Source organism: Nocardiopsis sp. NPDC055824, assembly GCF_053616335.1.
In genome coordinates this window covers 1-16,962 of sequence record NZ_JBSHDN010000075.1, presented here as the reverse complement: position 1 = coordinate 16,962, position 16,962 = coordinate 1, and the positions used below count along the sequence as shown (strand labels likewise).

Genomic DNA, 16,962 nt, shown 5'->3' with positions numbered 1-16,962 from the left:
CGCACCGGGCCGGAAAGAATTCGCCCCCGAGCCACCCAGAGTTCTCCGAGGTAGACGAAAACGGACGCCCCATTGCGCAGAATCGACGCAGAGGACCTCGACCTCCTGGAGGAGACCGGGGCCGTGCTCCGCGGTCGGGGCTTCACCGGTCGAGTGGTGGAGACCGAAGAGACCGGGGTGACGGCGCGCACCTTCGTCAACGGCGTCGCGAGCGGTCCCGACATCGCCTGGAACAGCGACGGCCGGGTCGTCTCCCTGGGCAACCTCGCCACCGGAGGCCTGCCCGTCGGCCCCTCCCACCACTGGGACGCCGAAGGCCGCCTCGTCTTCGAGTACGTCAACGACGTCTCCGGCAACCACCGCCTCTCCCTGCGGTGGGACACCGAAGGCCGCCTGGTCAGCGAGGAACGGCACAGGGCCCAGTTCGGCCGATTCGACCCCGCGACCGGCGAACAGCGCCCCGCCCCCTGGCTCTGAGAGCCGCTCCGCCCCGGCGGTGGGACAGCGCGACCGTCGCCCTTCCTCCGTGGAGCCGCCGCTCCCGAGAGAACGACGCGGACCGGCCACCGGACGCTCATGGAACGTACACACGAAACGGAGTACGCTACCGCAGTCGGTCCTCCTCCCGGGGCTCCGTCCGAACGGACGGCCGCCCCTCCCCCGCGGTCGCGGCCTCGTCACCGCCCGGGGGAGGACACCGGTCACGCCGGGTCCGGCGGGGCTCGCGGGGTCGGCCCCGTCCCGCGCGGAGGGTCCCGACGGAACGGTTCCGGAAGAGGCGCCCGGAAGGGCGGCCGCCCCGGGTCCGCCGCATCGCGGGGAGGCTAGCGTAGGGGCACGGGACCTTCCCCGGCGCCCTTCTCCCCCGCGTACGGCCTCCGCGCGGAAGACGCACCCCCTCGACCCGTACGGGTCCCCCACCGGGCGCGGAGCGCCCCGAGGACACCCCCTGACAGTCTGGAGCACACACCAGGTGACCGCACACACCGATCCGGGGACGGCCCGGCCCCGGCGCCGCCACACCGCCGCAGCGGCGCTGGCCCTGGGACTCCTCGCCGCCCTCCCCGCGGCTCCGGCGGCGGCCGAGGCCCCCCAGGACCCCGTCTCGCTCGCGCAGGTCCACCCCTTCAAGGCCGACAACCAGCCGTGCGCCGCCACCGGCGGGGACGTCGTGGAGCAGTCCCCCTGGACGCACCACTTCCTCGGCCTGTCGCGGGCCCACGACCTGAGCACCGGCGAGGGGGTGGGCGTGGCGCTGCTGGCCCCGGAGGTGGACGGCGGCGACCCCGCGCTGGCCGACGCCGTGGAGGGCGGGCAGTCCGCCGACTGCCTCGGGTTCGGCACGTCGCTGGCCGGGGTGGTCGCCGCCCGGTCCGTGGAGGGCAGCGGTCTGGTCGGGGTGGCCCCGGACACCGTGGTGACGGCCGTGGCCACAGGCAGTCCGGGGACCGGCCTGGCCTCCGCGCAGGAGATCGCCGACGGGATCGGGAGCGCGGTGGACTCGGGGGCCCGCGTGGTCCTGGTGGGCACGGGCACCTGGGAGACCTCCCCCGCGCTGGAGTCCGCGGTCGCCGCCGCGGAGGAGGCCGACGCCCTGGTCGTGGCCCCGGCCACGGTCCCCACGTCCCGGGGACCGCTGCCGGGGCGGCCCGCCCAGGAGGCGTCGGTACTGAGCGTGGCCGCGCACGACGTGGAGGGCCTCCCCGTGGCCCAGGGCCCGCTGGTCCTGCCCAGCGGAGACCTGGCCCGCGTGGACCTGATCGCGCCGGGCGACCGCGTGGTGGCGACCGGCCCGGGCGGCGGCCACGTGACCGCCGCCGGCGACGGCGTGGCCGCGGCGTTCGTGGCGGGGACCGCGGCCCTGCTCATGGCCCGTGAGCCGGACCTGAGCGCGGAGCAGGTGCGCGAGCGGCTGACCACCACGGCCTACGAGTCCCCCCGGGGGGACTCGGACCCTCTGTCGGGGCACGGCAGGATCGACCCGCTGGCGGCGATGGCCATCGCGCCGGGCGGCGTCCCCGCCGGGGTGGCGGGCGAGGGGTTCGTCCCCGATCCCTCCCCCTACGGTTCGGTGGACGCGCCGCCCACGGCGGCCGTGGTGTCCGTGACCCTCCTGCTCATCGTGCTGTGCGTCCTGGGCGGAGCGGTGTTCAAGCTCGGGCGCGCGCGCAAGTGGCGTCCCGCCGGCCCGGGCGAACCGGTGCCGATGCGCTCCGACGAACCGGTGCGCTGACGCGGCGGGGCCCGTGGGGCACACCTCCAGGCGTGCTCCACGGGCCCCGCCCGCGACCCGGTCGCGGGGCTCAGTCCTCGGCGCCCTCGGCGATGGCCAACTGGACCTCCACGGGGTCGCGGCGCGCGATCCACAGGGCGCGGCCGGGGGCCATCGTGCGCGCACGGATGTTGCCGAACAGCATGCCCTCCGAGGGCGGGGCGGACAGCATGATGCTGGGCGTGTTGGAGTCGATGAGCGTCCGGATGACCGGGTCGCCGGAGGCCCGGCTGAAACCGCCCGCGGCATGCACGAGAACCACGTGCAGGCCGATCTCCGCACCCTGGCTGAGCATCGGCAGGAGCGGGGTCAGGGGGTTGGGGCCGCTTCCGGAGACCATCTCGAAGTCGTCGATGAGGACGAACAGCTCGGGGCCGGTCCACCAGTCGCGCTTGCGGATGCGGTCGGGGGTGACGTCGGGCCCGGGCAGCCGCGCCTTCATGGCCTGCGCGGCGGCGGCCATCATCTCCTTGACGTTGTCGCCCGAGACCGCGTAGCCGAGCTGCATGTCCGTGGGCACGGCGTCGTAGAGCTGGCGGCGCTGGTCGGCGAGCACGACCCGGGCGGTGGTGGGGCCGTAGTGGCTGCGGATCGCGTTGGTGATGTGGCGCAGCAGCGTGGTCTTGCCCGTCTCGGTGTCGCCGACCACGAGCAGGTGCGGTGTGACGCCGAAGTCGTGCCAGAACGGCTGCATCCGGCGACTCTCCAGCCCCATGGGCACCTTGAGACCGCCCATCTGGGTGAGCTCGGAGGCGGGCAGCTCCCGGGCGTGCAGGATCGGGGGCAGGGTGCGCACCGCCGGGGCGGACGGCCCGTCCCAGGCCGCGCGCACGCGCTCGACGAGTTCGCCCATGCCCTCGGACAGCGTGACCGAGTCGGCGTCCCCGTCGGCGCGGGGCAGACCGGTGAGCAGGTGGTGCTTGGTGTCGGTGATACCGCGGCCGGGCACGCGGGGGACGGTCTGCGCGGCGCGCATGTGGACCATGGAGTCCACGGGGTCGCCCATGCGCAGCTCGAAGCGGGTGCCCATGAGGTCGCGGACGGCGGTGTGGAAGTCGGCCCAGCGGGGGGAGGCGACCACCACGTGCACGCCGTAGTTGAGGCCGCGCTGCACGAGCTGGACGATGGGGCCCACCAGATCCGCGTAGTCCTGGCGGATCGTGCCCCAGCCGTCGATGACGAAGAAGACGTCGCCGTGGGGCTGGTCGGCGAACTCCCCGGCGGAGCGGCGCCTGCGGTAGGTGCCCATGGAGTCGATGCCGTTCTCGGCGAAGAAGACCTCACGCTTGGTGAGGATCTCGTTCATCTCCATGATGGTGCGGGTGATGCGCCGCTCGTCGGTGCGCGTGACGACGCTGCCCACGTGCGGCAGGTCCTTGAGCGCGGTCAGCACGCCGCCGCCGCAGTCGATCCCGTAGAACTGGACCTGGGCGGGGGTGTTGCACACCGCCAGGGTGAGGATGAACGTGGCCAGCATGGTGCTCTTGCCGCTCTGGGGGCCGCCCGCGATGCCGACGTGTCCGCCGGCCCCGGACAGGTCCGCCACCAGGGGCAGGCGCCTGTGCTCGAAGGGGCGGTCGATGATCCCCAGCGGCACGCGCAGGACCGTCTCCTTCGTCCAGGCCAGGCCTCCTGCGGGCAGGCGGGTGCCGACCATGGCGAGCAGCTCGTCCACGAGCGGTGGCACCTCCAGCGGGGGCAGCCACACCTCTCGGGCCGCGGGGCCGAGGCCGTCCATCCGCTCCAGCGCGGTCGCGAGGAGGGACTCGCCGGTCTCCTCCTCCTGGACCTCGGGCTCCTCGGGTTCGGGAGCGGTCGCGTCCACGGGGGTGTCGGTGAAGAGCACCACCTCGCCGCCGACCGTGTTCCTGCGGGCGGCGCGGCGCTTGACGCGGTAGGGCCCGGAGACGTAGGCGGCCTTGAAGCGGGTGAGGGTCTCGGTGTCGGTCTTGAGGTAGCCGTTGCCGGGAGCCGAGGGGAGCTGGTGGGCGTCGGGGACGCCGAGCACCCCGCGACTCTCGATGGCGGAGAAGGTGCGCAGCGCGATCCGGTAGGACAGGTGGCCCTCCAGCTGGTGCATACGGCCCTCGTCCAGGCGCTGGGAGGCCAGCAGCAGGTGGACGCCGAGGCTGCGGCCCAGGCGGCCGATCATGACGAACAGGTCCATGAAGTCGCGGTGGGCGGCCAGCAGCTCGCTGAACTCGTCGACGACCACGAACAGCGTGGGCATCGGCTCCATGCCGGGGTTGGTCTCGCGGGCCCTCTCGTACTCCAGTGCGGAGCTGAAGTTGCCCGCGGAGCGCAGCTGCTCCTGCCGGCGGACCAGTTCGCCGTGCAGGGCGTCCTGCATGCGCTCGACCAGGATGGCCTCGTCGGCGAGGTTGGTGATGAGCGCGGAGGTGTGCTGGAGCTGGTCGAGGCCGATGAAGGTGGCGCCGCCCTTGAAGTCGACGAGCACGAAGTTGAGGGTCTCGGGGGAGTGGGTCAGGGCCAGGCCGAGCACCAGGGTGCGCAGCAGCTCGCTCTTGCCCGAGCCGGTGGCGCCGATGAGCATGCCGTGCGGGCCCATGCCGCCCAGCGCGGACTCCTTGAGGTCCAGCTCCAGCGGCGCGCCGTCGGAGTTCATGCCGATGGGCACGCGCAGCCGGTCCTTCTCGTGCAGCTCGCTCCACATGCGTTCGGTGTCGTGCCGGTGCAGGTCGGGGATGCCCAGGAGCGCGGTCAGCTCGAAGTCGGTCGTGAGGGGCTCGGTGACCTCGACGACCATGCCGATCCGGTAGGGCGAGAGCAGGCGGCCCAGGGAGGTGGCGCGGGACAGGCTCAGGGAGTCCGGCCGGCCCAGCACCTCCTCGACGTCGCGGCCGCTGTGGTCGCGGGAGAGCATCACCAGGCGCTCGGTCTCCACCCGCAGGGCCAGGGTGTAGGGGTCGTCCTCGGGGGGCATCGGGTCGGCGACGTCGACGACGACGGCGTTGCGGTAGCCGCCGCCCAGCATGCGCGACCCCGGGGGGATGCGCCCGCCGTCCACGACGATGACGGTGAAGGGCTCCTCGCGGCTGGGGGTCTCGGTGGGGTCGAAGCGGGGACGGTCGGCCAGATCCGGGACGAGCTGTTCGAGGTCCATCGCGTCCGTGCACAGCAGCCGGGCCTGGCCCGCGCCGTCACGGGCGGTGGGGTGCTGGGTGTGGGGCAGCCACTTGGTCCACGACCACAGGGCCAGGTTCTCCTCGGAGGCGCACACGGCCACGCGCAGCTCGTCGTGGGCGTGGAAGACGGTGAGCTGGCCGATGAGGGCGCGGACGAGGCCGCGGCTGGCGTCCAGGTCGCCGCGCATGGTGATGCGGGAGTACCCGCGCAGGTAGATCTGGACCGGCTGGTCCTCGACGGTTCCGTAGGCGCGGATGAAGCGGCGCAGCGCGTGGGCGCTGAGGGGTTCGAGGTCCTCCACCGGCTTGGAGGAGACCGGGGAGATCGTCATGGACAGCGCCTGCTCGCCGACGGCCATGCGCGCCTCGGCGAAGTCGTCGTCGGTCCCCCTGCGCTCCCACAGCCGGGAGGTGCGCACGATCGACCACAGGGCGTCGGGGTGGGGCGCCCGCCAGAGCATCGCGTCGCGCTGCTCGGTGACCACCCCCCGCAGGCGGGTGCGCATCTGCTTGAGGTAGCGCAGGTAGTCCCGGCGGTCGTCGTTGAGCTGGCGGCGGCGCTCCAGCAGGGTGCGCAGGTACTGGCCGCCGAGCATCACCACGGCGCCCACGAGCATCATCCCGCCCGCCAGATAGGGCATGATGCTGTTGCCCCCGCCGCCACCCATCATGCTCCCGGGGCGGATGATCATCATCATCATCGCCAACGAGGTCATGGCCATCGGCAGGTAGGTGAACACCGAGGAGGCGCTGGCCTGTGGTTCCGGCAGCTCCGGTGGCTCCTGAAGGCTGACCTCGCCCGAGGGCAGGTCCGGCCCGGGGCGCCGCGGGGGACGGCGGACGAGGATCGTACTCACAGGACGGGGTCCTCCCTTGCAGGGAACAGCGGGGGCGGTCCGGAACGGGGACCGTAACCGGCGTCCGGAACCGAACGCCGGAAGCAGAACACTACCGTTGCCAACTAAAGTGACAGACACCAAAATTTAAAACAACACACCTCCAAAATGGGTCGTCGGAGTGTTACCGTCACTTCCACCCCTGTCACGACCCTGCCTCATGATGGGCCCCACCGGATGAACGATGTCGCCTCCCCTGACCTGTGCCGGCTCCTGATCCGCGCTCCCGAGCGCTCCTTCGAGATCGCGGCGCCCACAGAGGTCCCCCTCTCCGAGATCCTGCCCACCCTCGTGCTCTACGCCGAGGGCGACAACGGCGAGGACCTGGACGAGAGCGGCCTGGAGCACGACGGCTGGGTCCTCCAGCAACTGGGCGACGAGCCCCTGGAAGAGGACGAGACCCTCCGCTCCCTGGGACTCTGCCACGGCGAGACCCTCTACCTGCGCCCCCGCCGCGACCAGCTGCCGCCGGTGCACTTCGACGACCTGACCGACGGCGTCGCCACCGGCATGAGCGAGCGCGCCGACCGGTGGCGCCCCGAGGCCACGCGCGTCCTGCTCCAGTCGCTCGGGCTGGTGGTCCTGTTCACCGGCCTGGCCGTCCTGGTCAGCGGCGGCCCCGGCCTCCTGACCGCGGTGTCGGCGGCCTGCTCGTCGCTCCTCATGCTGCTGTCGGCCTGGGCGGCCTCGCGCGCCATGGGCGACCTGGCCGCCGCCACCGGCCTGGCCGCGGCGGCCACCCTGTACATGGCGGTGGCCGGCGCGTCCGTGCCCTCGGGGGACCCCGGCACCGCGCTGATCGGGGCGCGGGTCCTGACGGGAGCGGTGACCGCCGCCGGGGCCAGCGTGCTCGGCCTGGCGGCCGTGGCGGGCTCCGTGCCCTTCTTCGCCGGCCTGTTCACCGCCGAGGTGCTGTGCGCGCTGGGCGCGCTTTCCCTGATGTTCATCCCCGGCGCCACGGTCCCGGCCGTGGCGGCCCTGGTGGCGCTCATCGCGCTGCTGCTGGGCACGTTCGCCCCCCAGCTGGCCTTCCGCCTCTCCGGTCTGAAACTGCCGCCGCTGCCCTCCAACCCCGACCAGCTCCAGGAGGGCATCGACCCCTACCCCGCGCGCGGGGTCCTGGACCGCGCCGAGCTCGCCGACCGGTTCCAGACCGCCCTGTACGCCGCCACCGGCGCCGTCCTGACGGTCTGCCTGGTCGTGCTCGGCGCCACCCCCGGGTGGGTGCCGATCACCCTGTGCGTGATCGTGTCGCTGGTGATGCTGCTCCAGTCACGCGGTCTGGCCAGCGCCTGGCAGCGGTCCTACGTGGTCGCGCCGCCCTGGATCGGGCTGACCGCACTGGTCCTGGTCGTGGTGTGGACGGCCGACCCCCTGCCCCGCACCCTCGCCATGGTGGGCCTGTTCGCCGCCTCCGCGATCCTGGCGGTGGTGTCCTGGAACCTGCCGGGCACACGGCCGCTGCCCCACTGGGGCCGGGCCGCCGAGATCATCCAGTCGCTGCTGACGGTGGCCATCGTGCCCCTGGTACTGGCGATCTTCGGCGTGTTCTCGCTCCTGCGCGGAATCGGCGGCTGACATGCAGTCACGTCGCGACAGGGTGATGGCCCACAACTTCACCGTGGGCCGACTGGGCACGGCCATGCTGGAGGGCGACCCCGACGCGGTCGACGCCCCCATGCGCCGCACCCGTACCGGCACCTACATCGGCATCGCGATCGGCGTGGTGCTGTGCATCGGCTTCCTCGTGTTCGGCCTCATCTTCCCCGGAGGCGCCACCAGCTGGCGCCAGGAGGGCCGGCTGATCGTGGACCGCGACACCGGGGCCTCCTACATGTACTCGGCCGGGGTGCTGCGCCCCGTGGCCAACGGCGCCTCCGCCCGCCTGGTCCAGGGCGCCGACGCCGCCGTGAGCCTGGTCTCGGCCCGGTCCCTGGAAGGCGTGCCCGTGGGCGGCCCCGTGGGCATCGCCGCCGCGCCCGACTCCCTTCCCACCGAAGCGGGCCTGGAGGAGGCGGTCTGGCGGGTGTGCGCGCTGCCGCCCGAGGGCGAGGAGGACGAGCGGGGCCGCACCGCCCTGGTCGTCGGCGACGCCCCGGAGCCCACCCCGCCCTCCGCCGAGCAGGCGGTCCTGGTCTCCGGGCCGGACGGGGCTCCGCAGCTGCTGTGGAACGGCACCCGCCTGCGCCTGGACGAGGAGGGCGGCGCCGTCCAGGCCCTCGGCTACGGGACGAGCGACGCCCTGCCCGTCACCGCCGCCTTCCTCAACACCGTGCCCACCGGCCCGGACCTGACCGCGCCCGAGGTCCCGGGCGCCGGTGAGGACGCGGGCGAGCTGGCGGGCGGGCCCCGGCAGGTGGGACAGGTGTTCGCGGTGTCCACCCCCGGGCAGGGGGACCAGCACTACCTGCTCACCCGGGACGGCCTGGTGCCTCTCTCCGTGACGCAGGCACTGCTGTTGCTCGCCAACCCGGACATCTCGGGCGCCGCCTACCCCGACGCCCCCGCCGAGGCGCTGCCCCTGCCCGCCGGCGAGGCGCACACCCGGCTCTCCGACGGCCCCGCCCCGCGCGAGGAGCGCCACCCGGGCGCCCCGCCGGAGCTGGTGGGCGTCGGCGCGGGCGTGCCGTGCCTGCGGCTGGCCCCCGACGGCTCGCTGTCGCTGACCATGGACGACCCCGCCGGGGTGGAGGCGTGGCCGGTGCAGGAGCGGCCCGGCATCGTCCCCGGGTGCCCGACCCCCGACCTGGTGGGCATCGCCTCCGGCCGGGGCACGGTCGCCGCCGCCCAGCCGGTGGGCGGCGGCGCTGCCGCCACCACCCACTACCTCGTCACCGACAGCGCGGCCAAGTACCCGGTGGTCGACGATGCCGCCCTGACCGCCCTCGGGTACGAGACGGCCCAGGCCGTCCCCGTCCCGACCTCCCTCCTGAGGCTGCTGCCCTCCGGTCCGGTACTCGACCCGGAAGCAGCCGCCCTCCCCCTGGCGTCCTCGTCGATGGTCGAGGACGCCGGATGCCCCTGATGGAACGACCCGAGGAGAGCCTGTGAACCAGAGGACAAGGACTACAGACGAGGCCGAGCGCATCGCCCAGGAGGCGATGACCGAGGCCCACAGCCAGTGCAACACCATCTACACCAACGTGGACAACACGCGTGACAAACTGCGCATGTCCTGGCAGGGCGCGGCCTCCAACAAGTACAGCGAGGCGGTCGTCGGCTGGCTGGAGGAGCTGCGGCTCATCACCAACGACATGAACCAGATGATCGGCACCTTCGGCGGCACCGTCCACGCCATGCACGCCACGGAGGACGCGGCCGTCATCACCGGTTCGCGGTGGATGAACGAGCTCAACCCGAACCAGTCCGGCTGAGGCCTGCCGACCGCTCCCACACGCACGAGTCCCCCTCCGGAAGGCGAGACCATGACCATCAACGGTTTCGACGTCAGCTACGCCTACGTCGACGAGGCCACCAACGAGCTGCGCACCCAGACGCAGGCCGTACAGAACCAGATCGAGGCGCTCGACGCCCAGATGCAGACGGTCAAGGCGGAGCTCGACGGCGCCATGGCCACGGAGTACGACCGCAAGGTCGCTTCGTGGCGGGCCAACGTCGCCGACATGCAGGTTCTTCTGAACAAGGCGGAGACCGCCCTCAACGAGATCCGCAACAACTACTCCTCCACCGACGGGCGCGAGGCCATGAACTGGCAAGCGCTCCTGTAGTCCACTCCCCCTCCCCGGGGCGGGCGGCCCACCACTCCCTCAGGGCGCCCGCCCCACCCCATCCCCCACCCCCGACAACCCGACGAACGACCGCCCTGTGGGCGGTGAGGAGGTCCTGACGTGGAGCCCCCCCTCTTCGACTTCCGTGCTGCCCTCTCCGGAGAGGAGCCGGACCCGACCGAGACCGAGGAGGCCGCCCTCCTCGAGGAGCAGAGCACCACCACGAACCGGTCGGAATCCGCCCCGATCAGCGTGGACCTGACCAGCGGGCTGCTTCTGCTGAGACACGCAGGCTCCTCGGTCGAGGTGGACACCTCCACCCAGGAGGCCGTGCTCGACCCGGGCGACTCCAGGGTGAACATCGGCAACGACGGCGTGATGCTGTTCGGCGCGCAGCAGGCAGGGGACACCGCCTCCCCGCACGTGTTCCCAGGGCAGGACACCGAGCACGTCGTCGCCGTGTCCGCCCCCGCCGGGGACGTCTCCGGCGAAACGCTCCACGCGGAGAGCCATTTCACACCGGTGATGCAGGGGACCCCGGCCCTTCCCCTCGAACCGACGATCGCCTCCGTCGGGGTGCCCGCCAACGCGGAGTCCGTCCCCGAGGGGGAGACGACCGCCCCTGAGTCCACCGTTCTCGCGGAGCCCTTCCAGCGGGCGGAGGCGACGGAGGCGCTGGCGCCGATGGAGCCCCAGTCCTTCGAGGCGATGACCCCGCAGCTGCCCGCGGAGCCGCTTCAGGAAGCCGCCGCCCTCAGCGACGCCCCCCTGGAGACCCGCTCCGAGGTGGAGCGGGGAGAGCTGTACGAGTCGGAACGGGACCCGGCCGGGGAACCGATCACCGGTGTGGAGCCCATCTCCGCCGACGCCGACGACCCCGCCTTCGGCGAGAACGACTCCGAGATCCCCGGGGCGCCGGTCGTGACCCTGGACCCCGAGACGGCCGTCACCACCGTCGAGGCGGGCGAGCTGAAGTTCGTCCTGGACCCGGACACCAACACGATCAGCATCGAGCCCGGCGACCGGAACGTGCCCCTCGACCCCGAGGCGGCGCCGCTCACGGTCGAGACCGGGAACCTGGGTCTGACCATCGACCCGGCCGAGGGCACCGTCGAGATCGAGACGTCCCGCGCGAGCGAGGACGGGGAGTCTCTGCCGACCACGATCGAGGTCGGCGACCTGAAGCTCACCCTCGACCCCGAGACCGGCGAGGTGACCTTCGACCCCGGTGACGGGAATGTGGAGGTCGACCCCGAGACCGGCCTGATCACCATCTCCGAGAAGGACGAGGACGAAGAGGGGGAAGAGGGGGAGGACCGGCCCGGCGGCGACGAACCCGGCGAGGAGGAGACCCCCGGCGGGGACCGGCCGGGAGGCGACGAGAGCGGTGACGGCCCCGACCGGCCGGGAGGCGACCGGCCCGGCGAGGACGAAGAAGGCGGGGACCGCCCCGGCGGCGACCGGCCCGGTCAGGACGAAGAAGGCGGGGACCGCCCCGGCGGCGACCGGCCCGGTCAGGACGAAGAAGGCGGGAACCGGCCCGGCGGCGACCGGCCCGGTCAGGACGAAGAAGGCGGGAACCGGCCCGGCGGCGACCGGCCCGGCGGCGACGGACCCGGCGAGGAGGACTCCCCCGAGCACGTGGAGAGCAACCGCCCCGGCGCGACCGACCCGGGCAGCGGGACGCCCGGCGTTCCCGTGGGCGCCACCCCGCCTCCGGTAGTGGGCAACACTCCCGGCGAGCAGGAGACCCCCGGCGGGGACCGGCCGGGAGGCGACGGCACCGGCGAGGAGCCGGTGCCCCTGGAACCGGTCGAGGTGACCGAGCCCCCTGTCACGGAGACGGGCGACACCCCAGGCGAGCCGGAGGAAACGGCACCGGATGACACCCCCGACGAGAATCTGAGTCGTCTGGAACCGGGGCCGGGGCCGGGGAACGAAACGCCCGGCGATGACCCGATACCGACGGATCCGGCCCACATCACCGAGCCCCCCGTCGCGGTCACCTCCGACAGGCCCGAGGAGGACACCGAAGGCGAGGGCAGCGGGAACGGCGCCGGGGGCGAGGACGAGGAAGAGCAGCCCGGGGACGAAGAGGAAAACCCCGAAGACGAAGAATCCGAGGACGAAGAGGAGGAAGAAGGAGAAGGCGAGGGAGAAGAAGAGGAAGAGGAGGAGGAAGAAGAAGAGGAGGAGGAAGAGGAAGAAGAAGAGGAGGAAGAGGAAGAAGAAGAGGAAGAAGGAGAAGGCGAGGGAGAAGAAGAGGAAGAGGAGGAAGAGGAGGAAGAAGGAGAGGGAGAAGGAGAGGGAGAGGGCGACACCGGCGGGACCAATGACACCAGAGGCGACAACGGTGACAAGGGCACCAAGATCGACCTCCAACGGATCAAGGATTTCCGCTCCCAGATCGTGTCCCCCCTCCAGGACGAGATCGCCTATCTGGTCACCGACTTCTCCGTGTACGGAGGCGAAGGCAGTTACCAGAGGCTCGGGAACCCCTCCATCCTCACGGAGGCCGGAACCCTCGGCTCGAAGATCGACTCCTCGCTGAACAGCATCTACCAGTTCCTCGACGGCTTGCAGACGGAGCTGGTCCAGATCGAGGACAGGCTCTCGGAGAACCTCATCGTCTTCGCCGACCTCGAGGACGAGCAGAGCCTCACCGCCCAGGAGATCTTCAACCTGATGTACCCGAGCCAGAGCAGTTCGGGCGGCGGCGGTGGCGGCGGCGGCGGTGGCGGCGGCGGTGGCGGCGGCGGGAACGACCAGGACACGGACGAGGACAGTAGCGAGGCCTAGCCCCGAGGCGCGATCCATAGAAGGAGGGGAACATGCCGCCGGAAAGAGAACTGGAAGACCTTCCGGACCAACCACTGCACGAGCTCATGAACATCTTCGCCGACAGCGACGAAGGGGGCTCCTATCCGCCGATGGTCGGCATCGACACGGTCACCAAGGACCCCTGGGTCGCCGACGGGCGCTACCACTTCCACGAGAACACCAACCCCTTCACCGGTTTCTCCTGGAATTACGGCGGCCACGAGATGGACCGCTGGTGGAGCTACCGGGACTACTACACTGCCTACATGTCGACGCCCAGCGGTTACGGCTACTCCTACGAGACCTACGGCATCGACTACGCGGGCTACACGATGCAGAGACACCTGTGGGGTGAGAAGACCCTCAGCGATGGCAAGGAGAGCCTGCACGAGGAGGGAGCCCCCCCGCAGGACACGTTCCGCCAGCAGCTGAGCAACCTGGCCCACGTCGCCGACTACGAGGCGAACAAGCTGGTGTCCACCAGCTGGGACCTCAGGCGGCTGCAGAACACCATCGACGACCTGAACAACCTGCGCGACAAGCTGGCCCCCTACATCGACGGGGAGGGGGGCGGCAGCCTGAACAAGCTCTGGAAGGAGATCGACACCCCCGACGGGCCCATGCAGGGCTCGGCCGCGGCGGCGTACCAGTACCGCCTCAAGGACCTGGCGTACCGGATGACCGTGGTCTACGACAAGATCCCCGATTACACGAAGCAGCTGGGGGATCTCAGGGAGAGCCTGAAGCCCGGTACCAGCGGGCTCGCCAAGGCGGTGAGCGAAGCCCTCAAAGGCACGGGCGGCACCGTCCAGGGCGTCCTCGACACCTGGTATTTCCACACCTCCGCGGGGACGGAGACGTTCAACCCGGAGCGGGACCAGTTCCAGGTCCTGATCAACAACGGGCCGCCCGGCGGGGAGCCGGTGATGGGCATCCCCGGCGACCAGGCCACCCAGGACAACATCAACAACACGCTGTACCAGAGGTTCCGGGACCACTACAAGGGGGTCTACGAGACCGTCAACGAACTGCGCGACAACATGGCGCTCTACTACAAGAGCGTCAACGACGTCCTGCCGCGCATCGAGGTTCCCACCTCGCTCCCGACGGAGACGCCGACGGGCCCCGGCCCCGGTCCCGGCCCCGGTGGCGGAGGCGGCCCCGAGAACCCGTTCGACGACTGGGAGATCGACAACCCGTTCGACGACTGGGAGATCGACAACCCCTTCAGCGGCTGGGACGAGGAGGACATGCCAGGTCCTCCGCCTCCCCCGCCGCCACCGCCGCCGCCTCCCCCGCAGCTCCCGTACAACGGCCCCGGCACCGGCGGCGACGGCCCCGGGAACAACGAGATCCTGCCGCCGCCCCCGCCGCCCCCGAACGACCTCGGCCTCAACGGCCCCGGCCAGGGCGGCCCCGAGGGTCTCGGCGGCCCGCCGCCGTTCACACCGGACCTGGGCCTCAACGGCCCCGGCAACGGCGGACCCGAGGGGATCGGCGGTCCCGAGGGGGCCGGCGGCCCCGTCACGCTCCCCCCGCCTCCTCCGAACCTCGGCCTCAACGGCCCCGGCTTCGGCCAGGGGGGCGACAACGGTCCCCTCATGCCCCCGCCCCCGCCGCCCCCGAACGACCTCGGCCTCAACGGCCCCGGCCAGGGCGGCGGCAGCGACCCCGGCATGAACGGGCCCTTCATCCCCCCGCCCCCGCCCCCGAACCTCGGGCTCAACGGCCCGGGAAGCGGCCGCGGCGGTCCGGCAGGCTACAACGGCTCCCTGGAGCGCGATCCGGCGACAGGGCTCCCGCTCAACCCCGAGACCGGCGAGCCCTACCCCATCGACCCCGAGAGCGGCCTGCCCTTCAACCCCGACACCGGCCTGCCCATCAACTTCGATCCCCAGACCGGGCAGGTCCTGCCCATCGACCCCGTCACCGGAGAACCGCTCCCCATCGGGGAGACCGGGAGCTCCCTGGAGTTCGACCCGGCGACAGGGCTCCCGCTCAACCCCGAGACCGGCGAGCCCTACCCCATCGACCCCGAGACCGGTCGGCCCTTCAACCCCGACACCGGCCTGCCCATCAACTTCGTCCCCCAGACCGGGCAGGTCCTGCCCATCGACCCCGTCACCGGAGAACCGCTCCCCGTCGACCCCGTCACCGGACAGCCGCTCCCCATCGGGGAGACCGGGAGCTCCCTGGAGTTCGACCCGGCGACAGGGCTCCCGCTCAACCCCGAGACCGGCGAGCCCTTCCCCGTCGACCCCGGAACCGGCCTGCCGTACAACCCCGACACCGGCCTGCCCATCAACTACGACTCCGAGACCGGGCAGGTCCTGCCCATCGACACCGTCACCGGACAACCGGTCGGCATCGACCCGTCGACCGGGCTGCCGACCGACTACGACTTCAACGTGCCCGCTCCCCCGCCCGACCTCGGGCTCAACGGCCCCGGAACCTCCAACGACGACGACTACGTGCTGCAGCCTCCACCGCCGCCGGCGGACCTGGGGCTCAACGGCCCCGGCACCGGGGAGGACGTACCGATCAACCCGGTCACCGGCGAGCCCTACGTCATCGACCCGCTCACCGGCCAGCCCTACCCGATCGACCCCGAGACCGGGGAGCCGATCACGGACAGCGGCGGCATCCCGGAAGGACCGATCCCGGAGATCCTGCCGCCGCCGCTGGCGCCCGACGACATCGGCCTCAACTACGGCGGCCTCGAACCCAGCCCCTACTCCAGTGACGGCCCGGGCTCGCCTGACAGCTCCGACCGCTCCTCGTTGTTCGCCAACCCCGACGGCACGCAGTACACGGCGGGCGGCCCCAACGGGGCCTCCGGCGGACAGGGCACCGCAGGCGGCCTCGGCGGGCTCGGCGGCGCGGGAGGGCTGAACGGCCAGCCCGGCGCCGGGGGCGCGGGTGCGGGTACAGGCGCCGGCGGCATGGGGGGCATGGGCGGCATGCCGATGATGCCCCCCATGATGGGCGGCGGCATGGGCGGCGGTGGCGGTGGCGGTGACAACAACCGCGACCGGCAGCGCTCCACCTGGCTCTCCGAGGACGAGAAGGTCTGGGGCACCACGGCCGACGCGCAGAGATCCGCACTGGGACGCCCCGTCCCCGGCCAGAACAAGAAGGGAACACCCCGGCATGAGTTCACAGATGCAACGCCAGATGGAAGAGGAACTGGCACAGCTTCACAAGACGATGGACCGGCTGGTGGACGCAAGCGCAAGCCTGGAGGCGGCAACCGAAGAGGTCGTGGCGAAGAACAGGCTCGTGGGAGCGAAGGTGGACGCGACGGGGGAACTGGTTGAGCTGAAGTTCCACACCCAGGCCTACCGGGACATGGCCCCCACCGAGCTGGCCGCCGCCATCACCGAGGTGGTCAACAAGGCGCGGAGCCAGATGGCCGAGCGTGTCACGGAGGCCTACAGCCCCTTCATGCCGGACGTGGCGGGCGCCCAGGAGATCATGAACGGCGACCTCGACCCGCTCAAGCTGCTCGACCGCCTGGGCATCCCCTCCGACGACCCGAGGCAGTAGGCGTTCCACGCCGCACCCGCGGCTGAGGACCGAGAAGAGGAGACGGACATGACGGACCGCGGCGACGGCTTCTTCGCCGATCTCGACGGCATGGCCAGGAACAGCTGGAGCGTCAACGACGCGGCCGAGTACGCCCAAGAGACCCAGCAGTGGCTGAACAGCGAACTGGCTTCCCTGGAGGACCCCACCATCTGGGGCAAGGGCGACAAGTTCGCCAACGACATGGACAAGTCGCTGGGGGTGCTCAGGACCTCCATCGAGGAGTACATGGGCTTCGTGGTCATCGCGGCGCAGGACACGAGCGCCATCCTGGGCGGCACCAAGGAGAAGTTCGGCCGTACGGAAGAGGACAATGTGAATCACGTCCCGGACGTCGACACCCCGGGCGGTCCCGGAGGACGCCGGTGACCCCCGACCCCACCCCCACCTCCCCGGGCGGCCGTTCCCGCGGCCGCCCCGGGCCCCCCCCCCCGGGGGGGGGGGGGGCGGGGGGGGGCCCGCGACTCGACCTTGACCGACGTGACCCGCTCCAGCGCGGCGATCTCGGCGATCAC

At 72.0% G+C, this 16,962-nt stretch carries 11 protein-coding genes; 10 read left to right on the top strand and 1 reads right to left on the bottom strand.

Going from position 1 to position 16,962, the window contains the following annotated elements:
* Positions 1-72 precede the first annotated feature (72 nt).
* On the top strand, positions 73-477 hold the full coding sequence (locus ACWGL3_RS16810; protein ID WP_267945575.1) for a toxin-antitoxin system YwqK family antitoxin: 405 nt from the start codon (positions 73-75) through the stop codon (positions 475-477).
* Positions 478-973: 496 nt separating this feature from the next.
* A complete protein-coding gene (locus ACWGL3_RS16805) occupies positions 974-2,233 on the top strand; it encodes a S8 family serine peptidase (RefSeq protein ID WP_452461498.1) in 1,260 nt (419 codons plus the stop codon).
* Positions 2,234-2,303: 70 nt separating this feature from the next.
* Here the strand turns inward: ACWGL3_RS16805 and eccCa are convergent, their stop codons facing one another.
* Complete coding sequence (eccCa, locus tag ACWGL3_RS16800) at positions 2,304-6,275, bottom strand: type VII secretion protein EccCa (RefSeq protein WP_267945577.1); 3,972 nt, start codon at positions 6,273-6,275, stop codon at positions 2,304-2,306.
* Between the two features lie 216 nt (positions 6,276-6,491).
* Between eccCa and eccD the strand changes: the two genes are divergently transcribed.
* The 8 genes from eccD to ACWGL3_RS16760 all read left to right on the top strand — a co-directional run bounded on the left by eccD (position 6,492) and on the right by ACWGL3_RS16760 (position 16,816).
* Positions 6,492-7,892, top strand: coding sequence for a type VII secretion integral membrane protein EccD (gene eccD / locus ACWGL3_RS16795; RefSeq protein ID WP_267945578.1), 1,401 nt, complete (start codon positions 6,492-6,494; stop codon positions 7,890-7,892).
* Position 7,893: 1 nt separating this feature from the next.
* Positions 7,894-9,339, top strand: coding sequence for a type VII secretion protein EccB (gene eccB, locus ACWGL3_RS16790; RefSeq protein WP_267945579.1), 1,446 nt, complete (start codon positions 7,894-7,896; stop codon positions 9,337-9,339).
* A 22-nt stretch (positions 9,340-9,361) separates the two neighbouring features.
* Positions 9,362-9,688 carry a WXG100 family type VII secretion target gene (locus ACWGL3_RS16785; protein ID WP_267945580.1) on the top strand — a complete coding sequence of 109 codons (327 nt, stop codon included), beginning with the start codon at positions 9,362-9,364 and terminating at the stop codon, positions 9,686-9,688.
* Positions 9,689-9,739: 51 nt separating this feature from the next.
* Positions 9,740-10,042, top strand: a complete 303-nt coding sequence (locus ACWGL3_RS16780) for a WXG100 family type VII secretion target (protein ID WP_267945581.1) — start codon at positions 9,740-9,742, stop codon at positions 10,040-10,042.
* Between the two features lie 120 nt (positions 10,043-10,162).
* Positions 10,163-12,841, top strand: coding sequence for an AAA family ATPase (locus ACWGL3_RS16775; RefSeq protein ID WP_452461497.1), 2,679 nt, complete (start codon positions 10,163-10,165; stop codon positions 12,839-12,841).
* Between the two features lie 32 nt (positions 12,842-12,873).
* Positions 12,874-16,179 carry a hypothetical protein gene (locus ACWGL3_RS16770; protein WP_452461496.1) on the top strand — a complete coding sequence of 1,102 codons (3,306 nt, stop codon included), beginning with the start codon at positions 12,874-12,876 and terminating at the stop codon, positions 16,177-16,179.
* Positions 16,070-16,408, top strand: coding sequence for a YbaB/EbfC family nucleoid-associated protein (locus ACWGL3_RS16765; protein ID WP_378554433.1), 339 nt, complete (start codon positions 16,070-16,072; stop codon positions 16,406-16,408). Before ACWGL3_RS16770 ends, ACWGL3_RS16765 begins: the two co-directional genes overlap by 110 nt.
* Positions 16,409-16,456: 48 nt before the next feature.
* Entirely contained in the window at positions 16,457-16,816 is a 360-nt protein-coding gene (locus ACWGL3_RS16760; protein WP_267945584.1) for a hypothetical protein, read from the top strand.
* Positions 16,817-16,962: the final 146 nt, after the last annotated feature.

Coding starts and splice junctions, on each gene's coding strand:
- ACWGL3_RS16770 (WP_452461496.1), top strand. CDS start 12,874: ATGCCGCCGGAAAGAGAACTGGAAGACCTTCCGGACCAACCACTGCAC.
- ACWGL3_RS16765 (WP_378554433.1), top strand. CDS start 16,070: ATGGACCGGCTGGTGGACGCAAGCGCAAGCCTGGAGGCGGCAACCGAA.
- eccD (WP_267945578.1), top strand. CDS start 6,492: ATGAACGATGTCGCCTCCCCTGACCTGTGCCGGCTCCTGATCCGCGCT.
- eccB (WP_267945579.1), top strand. CDS start 7,894: ATGCAGTCACGTCGCGACAGGGTGATGGCCCACAACTTCACCGTGGGC.
- ACWGL3_RS16760 (WP_267945584.1), top strand. CDS start 16,457: ATGACGGACCGCGGCGACGGCTTCTTCGCCGATCTCGACGGCATGGCC.
- ACWGL3_RS16780 (WP_267945581.1), top strand. CDS start 9,740: ATGACCATCAACGGTTTCGACGTCAGCTACGCCTACGTCGACGAGGCC.